Raw genomic sequence first — 20,209 nt, forward strand, 5'->3', positions numbered from 1 at the left:
ACTATCCCTCTAGGCTTTCCAGTTGCACGATTTCATTCTTATTCAGCACCTCAGCCAAGTTAAGCATAATCAGGAGGCGGTCTTCTCCGATTTTGGCCACCCCGTCCAGATATTTCGCCTTGATCCCGCCCACAACCTCAGGAGGAGTGTCGATGGATTCACGATTCAAATCAATGACATCATTAGCGGAATCTACGATAAATCCGACTTCCATCTCATTAACATTGACGATGATTACACGGGTCTGATCCGTGTGCTCCGCCTCCTGAATTCCAAAACGGCCGCGCAGGTCGATTACCGGAATAACCACACCGCGCAGATTGATTACCCCTTTAATGAAGGCATACGTTTTGGGCACCCGGGTAATCGGCATCATACGTTCGATCGTCTGGACCTTATCCACTTCAATGCCGTATTCTTCAGATCCAAGCTTAAACACAATTACTTTAATATCTTCAGCCATGGAATGAACCTCCCTGTTCTATCCTGATTATTTTATAAATGCGTTCGGATCAATAATAAGGGCAACTTGTCCGTCACCGAGTATGGTCGCGCCCGAGATGCCTTGAACCTCCGGCAGATATTTGCCGAGATTCTTGATAACAATTTCATTTTGTCCGATAAAGTCCTGAACAGCCAGAGCAGCCAAGCGTTCGCCCTTGCGGATAACCACAATTTCGGTCTCCTCTTCCGTGCTTTCATCAAAATCCGGTATGGCATAGAACTTGCTTAGCGAGAGCAGCGGAATATGGCTGTTGCGGAACTCAATCATCCGGGTTCCGTGAATCGTGCGGATCTGGGTCTTTTTCACAATACCAGTCTCGACAATCGACGAAAGCGGAATAGCATATTTCTCTGATCCGATCTTCACAAGCATCGCTGCAATGATGGACAGGGTCAGCGGAAGCTGTACCGAGAAGTTCGTTCCTTTGCCTGGCGTCGAATAGACAACCACGTTGCCGCCTAAAGAAGTGATCTTCGATTTTACAACATCCAGTCCAACTCCGCGACCCGAAACATCGGAGATAACTTCTGCTGTACTGAAGCCTGGTGCAAACAGCAGCTGAATCGCCTCATCATCGGAATAGCCGGCAGCCTGCTCCTGCGTGATAATGCCTTTCTTGATAGCAGACTGCAAGATTTTCTGCGGCTTGATGCCCGCACCGTCATCCTCGATTTCAATAAAGACATGATTTCCGCTGTGGAACGCCCGCAGATTAACTGTACCTGTCTCCGGCTTGCCTGAAGCAGTCCGGTCCTGGACCGATTCAACACCATGGTCCACCGCATTGCGCAGCAGATGCACCAGCGGATCGCCGATTTCATCGATTACTGTGCGGTCAAGCTCGGTTTCAGCACCGGTAATAATCAGATCGATTTTTTTGTCCAGCGATTTCGCCAGATCCCGTACCATCCGCGGGAAACGGTTAAATACAGTATCTACCGGAACCATCCGCAGCTTCATGACAATGTTCTGCAGATCGCCGCTGACCCGGCCCATATGCTCAACCGTTTCGGTAAGATCGCTGTTCTGCACCTCTGAAGCAAGCTGCTCCAGGCGCACCCGGTCTATCAGCAGTTCGCTGAACAGGTTCATCAGCACATCCAGGCGCTCTATATCGACGCGGATCGTCCGGGAAGGTGCCCCGCCTGTACGGGAAGGTGCTGCTTTGGCGGCATTCTCTTCCCTGCCTGCAGGTGCTGCCGGAATGGAAGCGGCAGGCGCAGCCTGAGCTTCTTGCACAGGGGCAGGGGCCTCGGCCGTTGCCGCAGCCTCCAGAGCCATCTGGGCAAGCGATTCCTGATCAAGGGCTACCGCTGTTACCGTGTCGATTTCAGATACATTCATAATCATCGACTTCATCTCGTCGGCACCCTTTTGGGTTATGTAATAGAGAGAGAAGCTGTGATCGAATTTCTCCTGCTCTATATCCTGAACCGAAGGGAAGGATTTGACCACTTCTCCTGAACGCTCCAGGAGATCAAAAACCATATATGCCCGTACTGCTTTGAGCTGACAGTCCTTACGGATTGCCACGTCAATATACAGTACCTGATGCCCTTCCTGCAGTGACTGATCCAGAACCGAATACTGGAATTCATCAAGTGTGATCTGGACTTCGGCCGAGCTTTGTGCCGCCAGAGCGGAAGCAGCACCGCCAGCTGCCGGAATTTCACCGCGGACGATAGCCTGCAGGGCAGAGACAATCGCTGTTACATCGGCCTTGCCTTCCCCGCCTGCCGTAATATCCTGCACCATGGATTCAAGGGCATCCAGGCTTTTGAACAAAGTGTCAAAAATAAAATCCTGCATCCGCAGTTTATTGTTGCGCACCAGGTCAAGCACATTTTCCATCTGGTGGGTAAGGGAAGCCAAATCCTCAAACCCCATTGTGGCCGCCATACCCTTTAGGGTGTGCGCAGAGCGGAAAATCACCTGTACAATACTAATATCTTCAGGATTTGCTTCCAGCCCCATCATGCTCTCATTCAATGACTGCAGATGATCATTTGACTCATCAATAAACATGGATAAATATTGATTCATGTCCACTAACGAGCACCTCCCCTTCGAGTTCGCTTTTCCTTATTTAACTGCCTGTACCAGCCGCGGTGCAATTTCCTGCAGCGGCAGCACATATTTCACGCATTGTAATTCCACCGCAGAACGCGGCATTCCATAAACGACGCAGGTTTCTTCATTCTCGGCAAACGTCGAGGTTACACCTGAGTCGTGAAGGGCCTTCATCATTCTCGCACCATCGCTGCCCATCCCGGTCATTATGACCGCATGCCGCTCCAGGTCTGTAAGCGGAAGCAGGGATTCGTACAAGGTATCCACAGAAGGCCGGTGTCCGTTACGGGCTTCCTCCGTGGTAAGCTCAATCGTATATTGCCCGCCGGCTGCAGGAACAACCTTGAGATGATAGCCTCCCGGAGCAATGTATGCTGCTCCCTGGCGCAAAATCATACCATGTTCGGCTTCCACCACTTCCAGCGGACTAAACGTATTCAGACGCTGGGCCAGTGATTTAGTGAAGTTGGGCGGCATGTGCTGCACAATCACAATCGGCGCCGGAAAATCAGCCGGGATATTCTCAAGGAACGTTTTGAGTGCCCGCGGACCGCCAGTTGAGCAGCCAACCGCAACCAGCTTGCGCAATCCCTTCGTTCCGGGCTTGCGTTCCCCCCCGGAAGCAGGCGGCTCAGGACGCGGAACGGAAGGCAGTTCGGGTACTGCCTTGATCTCCGGCAAAGGCTGTACCGTATCAGGCTGCTTCCGGTTCTTCAGCAGCTCGGATGCAGCAGATTTAGGAGGAGCTGCCGGAGTCTTGGACAGATTCCGCGTGGTGCTTATCCGGGATTTACTTGTATCCGGCAGCTTCGTGCCGGCATCCTGGACAGGCTGCTTAGGCTTGTCCACTCCAGGCTTAATGGGGGCTTCCGCTGTTTTCTTAGGAAGCCCGGGCTTGCGCACCGGGACCACCGGTACAACAGGCTTGCCGGTATTCACCGGCCGGGCCGGATCCGGCAAGATCATGTCAGGTGCCCTCAGGGAAGCATTTCTCGCCTCACGCTGCTCACGGGCCAGCATAGCCCCTTTCATCTGCTCTATGAGTGATAAGCCAACTCCCATAATATCCTGGGAATTTTTAATTGACGGTTTGCGGATAAAATCGAAGGCCCCGGATTCGAGTGCCATGATCGTTTCCCGCATTCCCTCTTCGTTAATCCCTGACAGCATTATGACCGGCAGAGGATGATTGGCCATAATGACCTTCAGCGCTTCAAGGCCGTTCATCTCCGGCATTTCCACATCCATAGTTACCAGATCAGGCTGGAGCTCGTTCACCTTGTCTACCGCTTCACGGCCGTTCGCTGCTGTACCAGTGACCCTGAAGTCAGGATCATTTTCGATTAAATCGGAGATGATCTTACGCATAAATGCGGAATCATCCACAACCAAAACTTTATAAGGCCTCATTGCACTTCCACCTCTGTTCATCTAATTCTGAACAATTACTGTTTTCGCTTCAACCACTTGTTGATAAATCCCCTGATGCCCTGTACCTTGACTGCTTCCACCGGTTCGGCGGACAGGTAATTGAGGGCAAGCCGTTGTACGTCTTTGGCTGCTGCACTGTTCGGAAAAGCCACTGAGAATGGAACTTGTTTCTTGACTGCCTGAACCACATGCACATCACTGCTGATAAAACCGAGAAAAGGGATATCCAGCTGCAGAAAGCGGCTTGCCGCCATACGTATTTTGTCGCCGGTGCCTCTGGCTTCCTTTTCATCCCCTGCCTGGTTCACAATCAGCTTGAAGGAAACGTCAGGATGAGAATTGTGTACAACTTTCATCAGTGCATAAGCATCCGTAATTGCGGTTGGCTCCGGTGTTGTAACCACCAGACAATCATCGGCGGAGGTTATAAATTTCAGCGTTTCCTTGGAAAGCCCGGCGCCAGTATCAAACAGGATGAAGTCCATGGTGTCGGCAATCCGGGCGATCTGTGATGTAAAATAATTGAGGTCAGACTCGGAAAGGGAGAACAGCTCATCCATGCCTGATCCGCCTGCAATAAACGGCAGATCACCGGGCCCGTTCTGGATAATCTGAGCGATATCCGCTTCTCTTTTTAACAGGTGGTACAGATTATATTTAGCTGTAACTCCCATGAGCACATCGATGTTGGCCATCCCGATATCCGCATCGAACAAAAGCACCCGTCTGCCCATCGCTTTAAGCGCCAAAGCGAAATTCAGCGTAAAATTTGATTTACCGACCCCGCCCTTTCCACTGCATACGGTAATGATCCGGGCTGAAGGACCGTCTCCGGGCTCGGGCTTGGAATCCCGGCTGGATACCAGCTGCCGCAAAGATTGTGCCTGATCCATCAGGAGCCCCCTGTTCCCAGCAGCATTTCACTGAGCTGTTCTTTGGAAGCCATCAGCAGATCATCCGGAACATTTTGACCGTTGGCCAAGTATGACAATTTAAGCGGAAAGTCATTTAATACATTAAACAGCGGCCCGTAGCTTCCTGTCTCATCCAGCTTGGTGAAAATGACCTTATCCAGCTGGTAGCGGCCGAAATGCTCTGCAATCAGTTTCATATCCCGGCTTTTGGAAGTCATACTCAGCACCAGGAAGGTTTCACTCTTTAATTCCTTGGCAAGCAGGCTCTGGAGCTCGGCTACAAACATTTCATTGCGGTAATTGCGTCCAGCCGTATCCATCAATACCAGATCACAGCTCTCAAGACGGAACATCGCTCTTTGGAGATCTCCTGGCGACTGCACAACCTCCAGCGGAATATTCAGAATGGCAGCGTATGTACGCAGCTGCTCCACTGCAGATATCCGGTAAGTGTCGGAGGTAATAAGTCCTACTTTACGGCCATGCTTGAACAGCTGCTCGGCTGCCAGCTTGGCAATCGAGGTGGTTTTGCCTACGCCGGTCGGTCCGGCAATATAGACAATCCTGGTATCCGGAGCAATCCCGCCGGCAATTCTTCCGGCCAGGAACTCATTTATCTGCTCGCGCAGATTTTTCCCAAACTGGTCAGCGGTCCAGGTCCGCCCGTCTTCATTCCAACGGTCATAAATATTGCCGATCCACTCCTCTATGAGCACCGCATCGGTATCCTGATCAATCAGCTGGCGCTTCAGCTCGTCAAGCATCTGAGGCAGTTCGACCCCTCTTGATGAATAACGGGCAATCCGTTCCATCCATTGTTTCATGTCCCTGATCTCGCGGAGCACATCGCTTTCCAGGGCTGATGACACAGCAGGATCAAGCCTTGCGTCAAGACTTTCATAGAGTGAAGACAATGAACCTTTTGATTCTTTGGACGGTGCTTGAGGCATAGCTTCGGCAGGCTTAATTACATTCTGCTCCTCTTCAACCGGGGGCATCACGGCCACCGCTCCTCTCGCCTCCTGGGCCTCGGACAGTGCAGCCGCAACTTCGGCGTAGGAATTGGCAGCAGGTCTTTCCTTGACAGGCGCCTGTGAGGCGCTGGCTGCCTTCTGGTAAGCCTGGGGCACAGCGCTTCGCGGAATGCTTGGAGGTGCTGCCGGGGCACTGCTTGCGGTGGCAGCTGGCTTGCGAGCCTCTTCAACCGCGGCTACTACTTCTATTTTCTTTTTCTGGAACATTCCCAAAAACCCGCCAATTTTAATCTCTTTGGTACTGAGGATTACAGCATCGCTTCCCAGTTCGCTGCGGATGGAATGCATCGCGTCAGGCATCGTGTCGACCACATAACGCTTTACTCTCATAAGTTCACCACCCCAACGCTTTGAATTTCAATATTAGGCTCCAGTTCGCTGTAGGATAACACTGGAATGTCCTGCATCGTCCGCTCAATCACCTGGCGCAGATACATCCGGATGGTCGGGGATGTTAGCACAATTGGCTGCTGGCCGGATTGAAGAAGACGGTTAATCTGTTCAGTAAGTCTTTGATAGACCGTTTGTGTGGACACCGGATCAAGAGCCAGATAACTGCCCTGCTCGGTCTGCTGGACGCTTTCTGAAATTTTCTTTTCCAGGTTGGGTCCGACTGTAATGACCCGCAGGGTTTCTCCCGCCTGGGAGAACTGTTGGGTAATCTGTCTTGAAAGCGACTGGCGCACATATTCCGTGAGAATATCCGGGTCTTTGGTATAAGTACCGTAGTCAGCCAGTGTCTCGAATATCGTGACCAAATCCCGGATAGAGATTTTTTCGCGGAGCAGCTTGCCCAGCACCTTCTGAATGTCACCAATTGCAAGCACCGAAGGAATGAGTTCATCAACCAGTACAGGATAATTTTCCCGCAGATTGTCCACCAGCTGCTTCGTCTCCTGACGTCCAAGCAGTTCATGCCCGTGGCGTTTGATCAGCTCTGTCAGATGTGTAGCCACAACTGAAGGCGGATCTACGACGGTATATCCGGACAGCTCAGCCCGATCCTTGACTGTTTCATCAATCCACAATGCCGGAAGACCAAATGAAGGCTCGACAGTTTCTATACCGTTAATCGACTCATCATCATACCCGGGACTCATGGCAAGATAGTGATTAAGTAATAATTCACCGCCGCCGACAGTATTTCCTTTAATTTTTATGACATATTCATTCGGTTTTAGTTGAATATTGTCGCGGATCCGTACAACTGGAACAATAAGCCCCATTTCCAGGGCACACTGCCGCCTGATCATAATAATCCGGTCAAGCAGATCCCCGCCCTGTGAAGTATCAGCCAGCGGAATTAGCCCATAGCCAAACTCAAATTCTATAGGGTCAACTGTCAGCAGATTGATCACACTTTCCGGACTGCGTACTTCTTCAATCTGTTTCTCTTCAACCAGCTGTTCATCAGCTATCTGCTTTTTACTGGCCTTTTTCCCCATACTATAGGCCGCATAAGCCAGAAGTCCTGCGAGCGGCAATGTAGACATTACAGTGATAGGGGTAAAGAAACCAAGGAAAGCGATCGTTACTGCCACGATATAGAGAAGATTTGGATACGACATTAGCTGACCTGTGAGGTCTTCGGCCAAATTTCCGTCCGATGCGGCTCTTGTAACGATCAGACCCGAAGCAGTAGAAATCAGCAAAGCGGGGATCTGGCTGACAAGACCATCGCCAATGGTCAATACTGAATATGTTGATAAGGATTCGGAAAAATCCATGCCATGAACAACCATTCCGATAATAAAGCCGCCGATTAAGTTGATTAACAGGATGATAATACTGGCAATTGCATCGCCTTTAACAAATTTACTCGCACCATCCATCGATCCGAAAAAATCTGCTTCGCGCTCTATTTTGAGGCGGCGTTCTTTGGCCTCCTGCTCGTTAATCATCCCGGCATTCAAATCGGCATCAATACTCATCTGTTTTCCGGGCATTGCATCCAGAGTAAAGCGGGCGCCTACCTCGGCAACGCGTTCGGAACCTTTAGTAATAACTATAAATTGTACTACAACCAAAATAAGAAACACGATAAATCCGATGGCGATTTGTCCGCCGGCGATCCAGCTGCCGAAGGTTGCAACAACCTCACCTGCATGACCATCTTTGAGAATCAGCTTGGTTGTAGAAATATTCAGTGCCAGACGAAATAGCGTTGTTATCAACAATAAAGAAGGGAAGATTGAGAATTGCAACGCTTCCTTATTGTTCATAGCAACCAGAATGATCATGAGAGCCAATGAAATATTTATAATGAGCAGTAAATCCAGAAGCCAAGCCGGGATAGGCAGAATCATCATAAGCACAATGCCTATAATGCCCATTAAAACTGATATATCTCTAGCTTTCAATGTCCGTTACCTCCCCCGGTTATTTCCTCTACCTTTTAGCTTATATACATAGGCCAGCACTTCGGCAACCGCCTGAAACAGATCCTGGGGAACTACATCCCCGATCTCTGCCCTTTGGAATAAAGCCCGTGCGAGCGGCTTGTTCTCCATCGTTGTAACACCATGTTCCTTAGCAAGCTCCCTGATCCGGAGCGCAACATAATCCTGGCCTTTGGCAACAATCTGCGGAGCCTCCATAGTGGATCCGTCATATTTTAATGCTACAGCAAAATGAGTAGGGTTCGTAATGATTACATCTGCATTGGGAACCTCCTGCATCATGCGCATCATAGCCATTTTACGTTGGGCCGCTTTGATTTTCCCCTTAATCTGGGGATCACCCTCCTGATTTTTGTACTCATCCTTGATTTCCTGCTTAGACATCTTTAGACTCTTTTCATGCTGGAATCTCTGATAGATGTAATCGAATATAGCCAGAACCAATAGAACAGACCCGATCTTGAGCCCCAGATTCATCGTCATCTTTGCCGCATATCGGTAGGCTCCTTCTGCATCAACATGAGTAAGTGAAGCAATACTGTCCCTCTCACCCCAAAGAGCGCTGTATACGAGGTATCCAACAATCAGCAATTTAAACACAGATTTGAGAAATTCCACAAATGATCTCATGGAAAAAATATTCTTAAGCCCGCTAATCGGATTTAATTTGCTGAATTTGGGAGTGATTCCGGTTGTGGTATAAAGGAAGCCTACTTCAGCATAGTTAACAACTAAAGCTGCTACAAGGATAACAATCAGAAGTGGAGCCAATAAAATCAGAATCTGTACCCCGTACTCATTAAACATTTTGATAACATTGTCCGAAGTGACTTCCATCAGCATACGGTTCTTTAAAACATCTGTATAAAGTGTTATTAGACGTTCCTTCATATAGCTTCCAAACGAAATCATACTGATCAATGCAGAAAGCAGGACTATAGCACCGGACAGCTCAGCACTTTTGGGAACCTGACCTTTTTTGCGGGCATCTGAACGCTTTTTCCCTGTAGGCTTCTCGGTCTTGTCTCCTCCAAAGAGCTGGAGATCCAGTTTATATCTTCTTACCTCATGCATATCACATTCTCTCCTCACAGTTACCTAAGGACTCTTCCTCAAGAGGACGAGCAAATTCTGCATAGACTCAAACATGATGTCGTAAAGATTCTGAAACAAATAAGCAAGGCCCGGCATAAGGATAAGAAATAATGCAAGGCCTATAATGATTTTGAGCGGAACTCCAATTACAAACACATTATATTGCGGGGCTGTTCTTGCCAGGAATGCCAATCCAACATCTGTAAGAAACAAAGCCGTTACCAACGGAGCTGACATTTGAAAAGCTAACATAAAAGATTGGGCGAAACTGCGAACCAGGAAATCAGAAAGACTCCCGTCCAGCATTTTGAAAAACAGGATATTGTCAATTGGCACCCAATCATAGCTGTAGACAATGGCATTAAGCAAATGATGGTGACCATTCATGATCACAAACATGGTCAGCGCAATCATATATTTGAAGTTACCAAAAATCGGAGCAGACGTCCCAGTGAGCGGATCTATTACGTTAGCGATGGCAAAGCCGATTTGGATATCAATAAACGATCCCGCTGTCTGTATCGTCATAAACATCAGATAACCGATAAATCCGAGCAGGAGCCCTATTAACACTTCTCTGATAATAAGAATGACGTAGGTTAGATCCTGTGGAACGGTTATTCCCGTCCCGCCAGAGCTAAATATGATCATGGACACAAAAAAAGACAATCCGATTTTGAATTGTAGCGGTATACTCCGCGAGGAAAAGACCGGAACAACAACAAAAAAGGAGGTAATTCGACAAAAAATCAGCAGAAATACAGGAAAACTTTGCAGCAGAGTCTCTATGTTCATGAGCTTAACCGATATACATATAGAGATTGCCCAAAATTTGTCCCGTAAAATCTACTAGTTTGGTAATAATCCAAGGTCCAAACAGCAGCAAAGCGAGCAGCACGGCGACAATTTTCGGCACAAAGGCTAAGGTCTGCTCCTGAATCTGCGTTGTCGCCTGAAAGATACTGACGATCAGCCCCACCGCCAGACCAAGGATCAGCATTGGAGCACTTGTTTCAAGTATCAAATATACAGCCTGACCGGCTATACCGATGATAAACTCCGCATTCATCCCCGTATGCCTCCTCTCAATTGTCAGGTGTTGAAACTAAGCAGCAGCGATTGTACGACCAGGTACCAGCCATCCACCAGTACAAACAGCATTATTTTAAATGGTAATGAAATCATAACCGGGGGCAGCATCATCATCCCCATGGCCATTAGTGTACTGGACACAACAACATCAATGACCAGAAAAGGGATAAATATCATAAAACCCATCATAAAGGCCTTTTTCATCTCACCGATGGCAAAAGCAGGCACCATTACCGTAAGCGGAATATCGCTGTAGGTGGCAGGCTTGACCGTAGCATTGCCGCCGGTATAATTCATAAACAGCAGCAGGTCTTTGGTGTTGGTCTGCTTGAACATAAATTCCTTCATCGGGTCGGCTGCTTTAGCGAGCGCCTCGGACTGGGTAAGCGTCCCCTTCATGTACGGCTGCAGCGCCTGTTCATTCACCTGTGAAAGCGTGGGTGACATAATAAATAGCGTCAGAAACAAGGCAAGTCCCACCAGAACCTGGTTAGGAGGCATTTGCTGCGTGCCGAGGGAGGTTCTGACAAAACCGAGCACGATAACGATCCGCGTAAAGCTAGTCATAAGGACTAAAAAAGCCGGGGCCACACTCAAAACTGTCACAAGGAGCAGAATTGAGATGGAGCTGGTTCCCCCGCCGGCTGTGCCGTCACTGTCTCCGACCTGAATATTAATATTCGGAATAGGATCTGCGTGAATCGGATGCATAAGCAACATACTGAACATACCGAGCAAAAGAAATGAAAGAATCAGCTTTTTGTTCATAAATCCCTCGACTCATCCTTAAGACTGTCATCCCGGAGAAGCTCTTCCATTTTCTCTTTACGCTCAGGCGACTGCGCAAGCTTGGATTGCAAGGTCTCATAAAAAGAGGATGTTTCATTAAGTTCGATTTCCTGAGAAGGCACCTCTCCGCGCACCCTTGTTTTGATCTTGGATAAAAGCGGCTCCAGCAAATTACTCTGCCCTGCCGCCTGATCCTCAAATCTGGAGATGATAATCGCTACCTCAGCGGGATCAGTGATTTTGTCCAAAATGGATATATTCTCACCAACCCCGATCAGGTAGAGGCTGCCGCCGATTTCCAGAATCTGCACCGACTTGTTGGGACCCATACCGACCGCGCCAAGCGTCCGGATGGACTGTCCACTCATAAAAGTCTGATTGCGGCGACCGAGAAAGCGGATCAGCAGCACTATAAGAACCACAATAATGACAAGAACAAATATAACTTTCAGTAAACTCAGCAGGGGATTGCTGTCTCCGAACGTTTCGGAAGTAGCTAACATGCCTTATGCTTCCTATACGCCTAGCGTCTTGTTGATAGCTTCGATAACACGGTCTGCCTGAAACGGCTTTACGATGAAATCTTTGGCACCTGCCTGAATAGCATCAATAACCATAGCCTGCTGACCCATGGCTGAGCACATGATGACTTTGGCGTTGGCGTCCACTTTTTTGATTTCTTTCAGGGCGGCAATACCGTCCATTTCAGGCATGGTGATATCCATTGTAATCAGATCCGGGCGAAGCTCCTTAAACTTTTCGATCGCCTGTGCACCGTCCTGGGCTTCCCCCACTACCTCAAATCCGTTTTTCGACAAAATGTCACGGATCATCATTCTCATAAATGCTGCATCGTCCACGATTAGAATTCGGTTAGCCATTTTAAAAAAATCCTCCCTAAGTATGTTTATTGTAGTTTTTGAATGCGGTCCCACTGGCTGACGATATCCGTAACGCGAACTCCAAAGTTTTCGTCAATGACCACGACTTCCCCTTTGGCGATAAGTTTGTTGTTAACCAGAATGTCAACCGGCTCACCAGCCAGCTTGTCCAGCTCGATAATCGAGCCTTGTGACATTTCTAAAATATCTTTGATCTGCTTTTGGGTCCTTCCTAATTCTACGGTGACTTTCAGTGGTATGTCCATCAATAAATTTAAATTATTTTCATCGACATTGCCAAAAGCTCCTGCGCTCAGGTTAGCAAACTGTACCGGCTGTACGTTTACATTGCGGCTCGGCGGCGGAGTCTGCGGCGGAGTCTGTTCATACTGCATACCTTGCGGCGGCATTCCGTATTGCGGCATACCGTAAGGCTGCATTCCTGGCATTCCGTAGGCCGGCATTCCAGCCGGAGGATAATAGTAGCCACCTTCCATTCCCGGATACGGAGGCATAGGCGGCATCCCCTGCGGCGGATACTGCGGAGGAACGCCTCCCTGCTGAGGCGGAATTTGCTGCATTGGCGGCGCTGACTGTGCCTGCTCATTAGCAGGAGGAGCAGATGCCGCAGGGGCTGGCGGCGCCTCTGTACGAGCAGCAGCCGTTTCCTGCTCAGGCTGGCTCACATCGCCCAGCAGCATAGTCACCATATCCTTGGCAAACTGTACCGGCAAGAGCTGCATGATCGTCGAATCGATCAAATCCCCGATTTTCAGACGGAACGAGATTTGAATCAGCGTTTCATCATCTGGCAGACTGCCAACGCCTTCACCGCTCGACATATTGAGAATATCGATCCCCGGAGGAGAAATGTTGACAAACCTGTTGAAGATCGTAGACATGGAAGTCGCAGAGGAGCCCATCATCTGGTTCATTGCTTCCTGTACGGCGCTGATATGGATTTCATTCAGCTCTTCGTCCTTAGGCTCGCCTTCACCGCCAAGCATAAGGTCGGCGATGACCTGGGCATCCCTGATTTTGATGACCAGAGAATTGATGCCCTGGAAGCCGTCCACATACTGAACATGTACAGCCACATGCGGTTTCGGAAATGCTTCTTCAAATTCGCTTCGTGTAATAATGGATACCTTTGGGGTAGTAATATCAACCTTTTTCCCCAGCAAGGTGGAAAGTGCAGTCGCTGCACTGCCGAATGTAATATTCCCGATTTCCCCCAGCGCGTCCTGCTCAAACGGTGTTAGGAAATCATCTACCGTTTTGGTCTGGGGTGCCAGCGAGCCTTCCGCAGATTGTCTGAGAAGAGCATCGATTTCTTCCTGGGATAAATAATCTTTACTCGTCAAACTCTTCAACTCCTTCACTGACAATCTCGTCTATTTGTACCGCCACACGATCCTTTATCATCCCGGGACTTCCGATGAATTTCAGCCTATCCCCTACTTTAATGGACAAGCCTGCGTCCACTGTCTTATTAAGAGAGATAACGTCGCCGACATTAAGCCCGAGAAATTCAGCAATGGATAACCTCGATTCGCCTAGCTCTGCCACAATAGGCAGCTGGGCCTGGTTAACTCTAGATCTTATGGCTTCTAACTCCACTTCATCACGGACCTTCTTCTCCGAGACAAACCATTGATGGACGGAGAGCCTTGACATGATCGGCTCCAGAACAACGTGAGGGATACAAAGATTGATCATCCCTGTAGTATCGCCGATTTTGGTGCTCAAGGAGATCAGGGCAATCGTTTCGTTCGGCGACACAATCTGCATAAACTGCGGATTCGTCTCCAGTCCTTCCATCCGCGGACTGATATCAAGCACGGTTTTCCAGGCTTCCTGCAGACTCTCAAAGCATCTGCTGAAGATCCTTTCCATAATGGTTGTTTCGATTTCGGTCAATGCAGTGATCTTAGTAGGGGCAGTACCAAAACCTCCGAGCATCCTGTCAAGCATTGCAAAAGCGATATTCGGATGTACCTCCATAACCATGCGTCCTTCTAGCGGTTCTGCCTCAAAAATATTCAAAATCGTCATTTTGGGAATGGAGCGGATAAACTCATCATAAGGGAGCTGCTCTACTTGAACGACATTGATCTGTACGAAGGTGCGTAATTGGGCCGAAAAGTACGTTGTAAGATAGCGGGCAAAGTTATCATGGATGCGCGTTAGGCTTCGGATATGATCCTTTGAAAAGCGTACAGCCCGTTTGAAATCATAGGAGCGGATTTTTTCCTGAGTTTCTTCTTTTTTCAGCTCATCGGCATCCATTTCACCCGAAGAAAGTGCGGCAAGCAGAGCATCAATTTCATTTTGTGATAGTACATCAACCAATTTATTCACCCCCCCATCAAGGAATTATCCTGTAAGCAGCTAAATTGAAGTCATGATGAAGTTCGTTACTTCAACCTGGGTCAGCTTGCCTTCAGTTAAGGTCTTGTTTATCAGATTTACCAGCTTGCTGCTCAGCTGATCCTTGCCGTTGGCCCCGTTGAGCTCCTCCGGCTTCGTATCGGAAAGCGTCTTGATCAGCAGCGGCTTGATCTTGAGGTCTTTGATCTTTTCGAAATCTTCCTTGGCACTAACGCTATCCAGCTGGAATGCGAAATTTATTAAAACGATATAATCGGGGTCGGCAAGATTAGTTTTGATGTCCGTGATTTCTGAACTCAGCTCAACGATTTCATCTGCGCTCAGTTTTTTGGCTTCCACATTCTGGACAGCCGTATTTACATCACTTGCATCACTCGGAAAAATTTTATCCATCAGTAAAAAGGCGGCAACCACAATAAGCGTAATCGCCAGTAAAATCGTTATGAGCCACGGCAGCATTTTTTTCATGAAAGCTCCTCCATTGACTGGACTTTAATGGTGGCAGCATATGTGCCTATGTCCCTGTTATAATCCCGAATCTTTGTTATTACCTCTTCGGCCTTCTCAAGCACGATTAATCTTTTGCCTGTTACAAGGGTGATATACGTATCCGGACTTTCTTCTACCATTTCGACGAGCAGCGCGTTAAGCCACATAGGCGCCCCGTTCAATCTTGTTACCGAAATCATAACAGGCCTCCTAACAAAAAATAGGGGGAGGAGTTCTCCCCCACAGACTGTGCAATAACGGTACGCCGCGAGGCGAAACGTTATTGTTATACAGCAAGTTTATGATGCTGGTCCAAATAAATTAGCGTTTCAGGTTTACAACTTCCTGAAGAACTTCATCGGAGGTGGTGATGATCCGGGAATTCGCCTGGAAACCGCGCTGTGTTACGATCATTTCCGTAAACTCGCCGGTCAGATCGACATTGGACATCTCCAGCTGGCCGGCTACGATTGAGCCTGTGCCCACCTCGGCGTTATTCGCTGTTGTCGGAGCAAGCTCACCTTCAGCATTGGCATTCAGCGTCATCCGGAACAGGTTGCCGCCGATCTTTTCCAGACCCTGCGGGTTACTTACCTTCGCTACGCCAATCTGTACACCGGCCTCAGTAGTTCCGTCAGCCATTGTCTGCACAATAGTACCGTCACTGGAAATTGAGAATGCTGTTACATCCTCGCCCAGCTGAATGGCTTCACCATCTGAATCCAGGACATGCAGCCCGTCCGATGTGATAAGATTGCGGTTAGCATCCACATGGAAATCTCCGGCACGTGTCAGGAAAGGGGTTTCCTGATCGTCAGACAGCCTTACCAGGAAGAAGCCGTCCCCGTCGATCCGCAGATCGGTAGGATTGTTGGTAGTCATCGCACTCCCTGCCAGATGAAGGGTATCCACTGAACCAATGCTCACACCAAGACCGATTTGCTTGGCATTCACCCCACCCTGTCCGCCGTCTACAGGTGCAGAAGCGCCTGAGGTCGTCTGGCTCATAATATCCTTGAACATTACGCGGCTCGATTTGAAGCCGATTGTATTCACGTTGGCAATGTTGTTACCGATAACATCCAGCTTTGTCTGGAAACCGCGCATACCCGAAACGCCTGAATACATAGATCTTAACATTGTTATTGTCCTCCTGGATTAAGAGTCAGCTGACTCTTCGTATAGTAATGGAACGGATTCATTCAGTTATGGCCGCGTCAGTCGGTCGGCGGCCATTCCGGCTCTCCGGTTAGGACCGGCCGGTCAGGATATAATCACTGCACTGTCAATTTGCGTAAAAACATTGTCTTTCATAGAACTGCCGTCCATCGCTGTAACCACTGTACGGTTCGGCACACTGACAATCAGTGCCATGTCCTTCAACAGGATCAAAGATTCCTTGCTGCCTTTGGCGGCTGCCTTCTCTACTGCATTCGATATTTGATCCAGCTGGCGGCTGCCAAGCTCAATTCCCCGCTGCTCAAGCCGTTTGGCGGCATGATTGCTGAACTTAAGCATATTCTTTTGCAGCACGCTCTCAAAGCTGGCTTCAGTGCCTGCAGCGTTTTTAACCGTTTGTGATCTCTGAAGCACCTGAGGGTGGACTGTACCGGGATACAGCTGGCCTATAGTCAGCCGATCACTCATATACTCGCCCCGCTCTCCTCGCTGCTTCCTGATGACTCTGTGCTGTTAACAAGATCAGCTTTTGGAGCTGCGTTCTGAATTTGGATAATGTCGGTCAGAGCAATGCGCTCACTGCCAACAACCGCATAGTGTATTCCGCTGCTGACTACGATTGACTCAACGTTGCCTGACTTCGGCAGTTCTGTCGAAGCATCATTCCAGGTAATGTCCTTGCCGATCAGCCCGGAGACCGAACCCAGTGACTGATTCATTGCTGTAAGCTGAGTTGAAATATTCATTAGCTGTTCAACAGATGAGAACTGCGCCATCTGGGCTATGAATTCCTTGTCCTCCATCGGCTGCATCGGGTCCTGGTTTTGCAGCTGGGTGATCAGAATCTTCAGGAACTGGTCTTTACCGAGCGTAGAGTTGCCGGTTGTTTTGGCGGTTCCGGAAGTATTCGCCACATAATTCCACTGGTCATTGTTTGAGACCGGATTGGTTGATGCCATATTTCTTCACCTCGCTCTTCATTAAACTATGCTTCAGCCGAGAACCTTCCATCCGGGTTACGGATGTCCTGTCCACTGTTAGCAGCCCATTCCTTAAATTCACCGTTCAGCTCAGCTGCAAGCACTGCATCAGCTATATCCTCACGGCGGTCTCTGGAGTGACCGTTTTGTTGCCCTCCTGAATTCGGCTGGCGTCCCTGCTGTCCATTGAATTGTGAGAAAAGTGGCGTATTATTCTGTGTTACCTCAAGCTTTTCTACTTGAATTCCCTGCGACTGGAGAGCTGCCCGCAGCTGGCTCATCTGCTGCTCCAGCATTTCCTTTGCGCCGGAATGTGTAGTAGCGAACTGGGCAATCAGATTGCCGTTCTGCATAGTGAGCTTAACATCGACCTGTCCCAGATTTTCGGGGAACAAGGTTATAACGGCCTCAGCAACTCCGCCCTTGCGGACGATTTCCAGCTTGCCGCTTATGAATGTATCCATCTGCTGAGCAAATTGGGTGACCGGCACCCGGGCCGTTTCAGCCTTTAGCGGTGCTGTAAGGCCTTCTCTGATTGACAATTGTCCGGCAGTCACTACGTCATTGTTGTCTTCGGCTGTCCCCGCCTCAGTCAAGGTTTCCTCTGCTGTTGCAGATTGCTGTCTGCTTCCGGCTATAGCTGCTTTGGTCACCGGTGTGTCAGGTGTCTCTTCACCGGTCTTGGCAGCTGCGGAAGGATCAACCAGTACCGGGACTGTCTTATCAGCTGACTGCGTTTTAGCCCCAATCTCTGAATGCTTGCCTTGTACAGCAGCCTCCGCATTATTCAAGCCTTTACCTTTGGTTTTATTGTCAGGAACAATTGCTTCATCCAGGATTGCCGAAAACTGCTTGAGAAGTTCGGCGCCTTGGGTAGCCAACGCTTCGTCTCCATTCACTGCCGCCTGCTGCAGCATAGTGACCAGGCTGTTAAGCTCATCCTGCACAACAAAACGGATAGTCTCAGCGTTCTGGGCAAGCGGCGACAATGCAGCCGTCACAGTACCTTCAGCAGCTTTTTCTCCCTGTCCTGATGTGCCAGTAGCCGTAAGCATCTGGTCAAGCGCCGGCAATGCAGCCGTCACTGTGTCTTCACCGGATTCTCCTTTGGCTTGTGTCGCAGTTCCAGATAGCAACTGTGCAACCTGCATCAGCCAGCCCTGGAGAGCCGCCAGCAGAGCAGGATCAGCACTCAGACTCTCATCAAGCTTATCCATATCCTCTGTAAGACTCTTCAACAATTCTATATGCTTGACTTCAACCGTACCGCTTGTCTCTTCATCACCGGACTGCACTGCAGCCAGCAGACCTTGAAGCAGCGAAGCCATAGTTCCGGCCTGAGCAGTCGTTTCAGCATTGCCGGTTGCTCCGGTCATAGTCTGAATTAGGGTCTGAGCAAACGGCTGGGCTGTTGAAGCGCCTCCCGCGGAAGCTGTTGTTCCGGATGTCCCGGCTGCTCCGGCAGTCCCGTTAGTCTGTAGCATATTGCCGCCTGAAAAGGATGGTATAACTAAACTCATCTTTGTTTTCACCTCCTCTCAGGAACATTATTTACCGCCCATTAGACGGTTCAGAATTTTTGCTGTAAGTGCGCTGTCCTTTTTGGTCATCTCACCCAGGATCGATGATCTTACAGAGTCGCCCACTGTATTCAGCACCGTGATAACCTTGTCGGGACTGACACTGTACATCGAGCTCAGCAACGTTGCTGCTTCCGCAGCAGGCATTGAGGTGAACGTCTGGCTAAGCTTTTCCTGATCCAGATTAGCGGTAGCCGCAGGCGTTGTAGCCGTAGCTGCCTGGTCCTGTTTGAGTCTTGATTGAAGGGCTGCAATAGCCATATCGGTTGAATTTGTTGATTCTTTTAGCTTAATTGATACTTCTGCGGCTTTTTTCGGATCCATTTTTTCCAGAATGGCCGTTTTGCTCGCTGTATTCATTGCACTCAGGATCTGCACCTGCTCCTCAGCGGTCAAGTTCTCCATAATCGGCGCTGCCTTGGAAGCCTTCATCCCCGAATACAGCTTGGCCAGTTCAGTGACTTTATCCTGGTAGGGATCCTCTTCCTCCGTGGCTGCCTCTGCGGCGGCGGCTTCTGCCGTCATGGTATCAATCTGCTTTTGCAATGCTTCGACCTGGGTAGTCTGCGCCGTCTTTTCTTCGTTAAATTGCTTCAGCTGTGCATCCTTTTCGGCAAGCTGGGCCTTCAGCTCTTTGATCGTGGAATCCGAGCTTTTTGCCTGCTCCTCATTCGGGGAAGACGCATCTTCCTGTGCCGCTTCACTTCCGGGCTGGACAGCCGGATCAGGAATCCATTGATTCACTACGGGAATCTTGTTTGCCACTTCCAGCGCTTTGTTGCGGATATCCATATTAAAAAGAGTCAGCAGCACACCAAGCAGCACGAGGGTAAAAATAATAGGGATCATCAAAAATAAAAACCGCTCGAATTTGCTTGCTGACTCTTCGTTTTCAAGTTCCAAATCATTATTAGCCACTAGCGGAAACCTCCCGGGTTAGAGGGATTTCATCGCGAAGCGGACGGTAGCCATCTCATCCAGTTCGTTTTGTTCCCGTAAAATCATATTTTGCTGAAAAATCGTCTTCGCCTTGTCTCTGGCTTTTAGCCAGACCTTCTCATCCAGCACTTTCGTGCTAAGGTGATCCTGCTTATGCTGAACCTCCTGATGAGCCCTGTTAATGTCCGCATGCTTGCGGGCAATGCAGGTGTCGAGATACTGCACGTAATTCTGCATTTCAATAATTTTGGCCATAGGTGTTTTTTGCTCGGCTGCACTCTGAAGCGACAGCAGCAGCGAACTCCGCTGAATCAGTAGTTCATCGAGGCTTTTTTCCTGTGCCTGCAGTTCTCCAAGTGCAGTCGAGAGCATCCACTCCGCCTGTGTTTTCTCGTTGCCCTTTAAGTCCACAACTTTTTGAAAAGTATAATGGAACCTCAT

At 49.1% G+C, this 20,209-nt stretch carries 22 protein-coding genes; all 22 read right to left on the bottom strand.

Going from position 1 to position 20,209, the window contains the following annotated elements; translation table 11 throughout:
* Position 1 precedes the first annotated feature (1 nt).
* The 22 genes from M2108_RS10775 to fliJ all read right to left on the bottom strand — a co-directional run bounded on the left by M2108_RS10775 (position 2) and on the right by fliJ (position 20,209).
* Positions 2 to 463, bottom strand: coding sequence for a chemotaxis protein CheW (locus M2108_RS10775; protein ID WP_277469351.1), 462 nt, complete (start codon positions 461 to 463; stop codon positions 2 to 4).
* A gap of 27 nt (positions 464 to 490) precedes the next feature.
* Positions 491 to 2,554 carry a chemotaxis protein CheA gene (locus tag M2108_RS10780; RefSeq protein WP_277469352.1) on the bottom strand — a complete coding sequence of 688 codons (2,064 nt, stop codon included), beginning with the start codon at positions 2,552 to 2,554 and terminating at the stop codon, positions 491 to 493.
* 33 nt (positions 2,555 to 2,587) lie between these two features.
* Positions 2,588 to 3,985, bottom strand: a complete 1,398-nt coding sequence (locus tag M2108_RS10785; RefSeq protein WP_277469353.1) for a protein-glutamate methylesterase/protein-glutamine glutaminase — start codon at positions 3,983 to 3,985, stop codon at positions 2,588 to 2,590.
* 35 nt (positions 3,986 to 4,020) lie between these two features.
* Entirely contained in the window at positions 4,021 to 4,902 is an 882-nt protein-coding gene (locus M2108_RS10790; RefSeq protein WP_277469509.1) for a MinD/ParA family protein, read from the bottom strand.
* Positions 4,899 to 6,284, bottom strand: coding sequence for a flagellar biosynthesis GTPase FlhF (flhF, locus tag M2108_RS10795; RefSeq protein WP_277469354.1), 1,386 nt, complete (start codon positions 6,282 to 6,284; stop codon positions 4,899 to 4,901). Before flhF ends, M2108_RS10790 begins: the two co-directional genes overlap by 4 nt.
* Positions 6,281 to 8,314 (bottom strand): flagellar biosynthesis protein FlhA, encoded by a 2,034-nt coding sequence (gene flhA / locus M2108_RS10800; protein ID WP_277469355.1) that lies wholly within the window; start codon positions 8,312 to 8,314, stop codon positions 6,281 to 6,283. The genes flhF and flhA overlap by 4 nt, the downstream gene beginning before the upstream one ends.
* A gap of 6 nt (positions 8,315 to 8,320) precedes the next feature.
* Complete coding sequence (gene flhB, locus M2108_RS10805) at positions 8,321 to 9,427, bottom strand: flagellar biosynthesis protein FlhB (RefSeq protein ID WP_277469356.1); 1,107 nt, start codon at positions 9,425 to 9,427, stop codon at positions 8,321 to 8,323.
* Positions 9,428 to 9,451: 24 nt separating this feature from the next.
* Complete coding sequence (gene fliR, locus M2108_RS10810; RefSeq protein WP_277469357.1) at positions 9,452 to 10,243, bottom strand: flagellar biosynthetic protein FliR; 792 nt, start codon at positions 10,241 to 10,243, stop codon at positions 9,452 to 9,454.
* A 4-nt stretch (positions 10,244 to 10,247) separates the two neighbouring features.
* On the bottom strand, positions 10,248 to 10,517 hold the full coding sequence (gene fliQ / locus M2108_RS10815) for a flagellar biosynthesis protein FliQ (RefSeq protein WP_277469358.1): 270 nt from the start codon (positions 10,515 to 10,517) through the stop codon (positions 10,248 to 10,250).
* 23 nt (positions 10,518 to 10,540) lie between these two features.
* Positions 10,541 to 11,308: a flagellar type III secretion system pore protein FliP gene (fliP, locus tag M2108_RS10820; protein ID WP_277469359.1), complete on the bottom strand. Its 768-nt coding sequence runs from the start codon at positions 11,306 to 11,308 to the stop codon at positions 10,541 to 10,543.
* Complete coding sequence (locus tag M2108_RS10825; protein ID WP_277469360.1) at positions 11,305 to 11,832, bottom strand: flagellar biosynthetic protein FliO; 528 nt, start codon at positions 11,830 to 11,832, stop codon at positions 11,305 to 11,307. Before M2108_RS10825 ends, fliP begins: the two co-directional genes overlap by 4 nt.
* A 12-nt stretch (positions 11,833 to 11,844) precedes the next feature.
* On the bottom strand, positions 11,845 to 12,210 hold the full coding sequence (locus M2108_RS10830; RefSeq protein ID WP_090713483.1) for a response regulator: 366 nt from the start codon (positions 12,208 to 12,210) through the stop codon (positions 11,845 to 11,847).
* 26 nt (positions 12,211 to 12,236) lie between these two features.
* Complete coding sequence (gene fliY, locus M2108_RS10835; protein ID WP_277469361.1) at positions 12,237 to 13,574, bottom strand: flagellar motor switch phosphatase FliY; 1,338 nt, start codon at positions 13,572 to 13,574, stop codon at positions 12,237 to 12,239.
* Positions 13,564 to 14,562, bottom strand: coding sequence for a flagellar motor switch protein FliM (fliM, locus tag M2108_RS10840; protein WP_277469362.1), 999 nt, complete (start codon positions 14,560 to 14,562; stop codon positions 13,564 to 13,566). Before fliM ends, fliY begins: the two co-directional genes overlap by 11 nt.
* 39 nt (positions 14,563 to 14,601) lie before the next feature.
* On the bottom strand, positions 14,602 to 15,069 hold the full coding sequence (locus M2108_RS10845; protein WP_277469363.1) for a flagellar basal body-associated FliL family protein: 468 nt from the start codon (positions 15,067 to 15,069) through the stop codon (positions 14,602 to 14,604).
* A complete protein-coding gene (locus M2108_RS10850; protein WP_039874275.1) occupies positions 15,066 to 15,290 on the bottom strand; it encodes a flagellar FlbD family protein in 225 nt (74 codons plus the stop codon). The genes M2108_RS10845 and M2108_RS10850 overlap by 4 nt, the downstream gene beginning before the upstream one ends.
* Positions 15,291 to 15,411: 121 nt before the next feature.
* Positions 15,412 to 16,230 (bottom strand): flagellar basal body rod protein FlgG, encoded by an 819-nt coding sequence (gene flgG / locus M2108_RS10855; protein ID WP_090713480.1) that lies wholly within the window; start codon positions 16,228 to 16,230, stop codon positions 15,412 to 15,414.
* A gap of 123 nt (positions 16,231 to 16,353) precedes the next feature.
* Positions 16,354 to 16,737, bottom strand: coding sequence for a TIGR02530 family flagellar biosynthesis protein (locus M2108_RS10860; RefSeq protein ID WP_277469364.1), 384 nt, complete (start codon positions 16,735 to 16,737; stop codon positions 16,354 to 16,356).
* Positions 16,734 to 17,228: a flagellar hook assembly protein FlgD gene (flgD, locus tag M2108_RS10865; protein ID WP_277469366.1), complete on the bottom strand. Its 495-nt coding sequence runs from the start codon at positions 17,226 to 17,228 to the stop codon at positions 16,734 to 16,736. The genes M2108_RS10860 and flgD overlap by 4 nt, the downstream gene beginning before the upstream one ends.
* A 26-nt stretch (positions 17,229 to 17,254) precedes the next feature.
* Positions 17,255 to 18,769: a flagellar hook-length control protein FliK gene (locus M2108_RS10870; RefSeq protein ID WP_277469367.1), complete on the bottom strand. Its 1,515-nt coding sequence runs from the start codon at positions 18,767 to 18,769 to the stop codon at positions 17,255 to 17,257.
* A 27-nt stretch (positions 18,770 to 18,796) separates the two neighbouring features.
* Positions 18,797 to 19,747 carry a MotE family protein gene (locus M2108_RS10875; RefSeq protein WP_277469368.1) on the bottom strand — a complete coding sequence of 317 codons (951 nt, stop codon included), beginning with the start codon at positions 19,745 to 19,747 and terminating at the stop codon, positions 18,797 to 18,799.
* 18 nt (positions 19,748 to 19,765) lie between these two features.
* The gene (gene fliJ / locus M2108_RS10880; protein ID WP_277469369.1) at positions 19,766 to 20,209 is read right to left on the bottom strand and encodes a flagellar export protein FliJ; all 444 of its coding nucleotides are present in this window, start codon (positions 20,207 to 20,209) and stop codon (positions 19,766 to 19,768) included.

The sequence above is a fragment of the Paenibacillus sp. PastM-3 genome, assembly GCF_029893965.1.
Lineage (GTDB): Bacteria > Bacillota > Bacilli > Paenibacillales > Paenibacillaceae > Paenibacillus_AQ.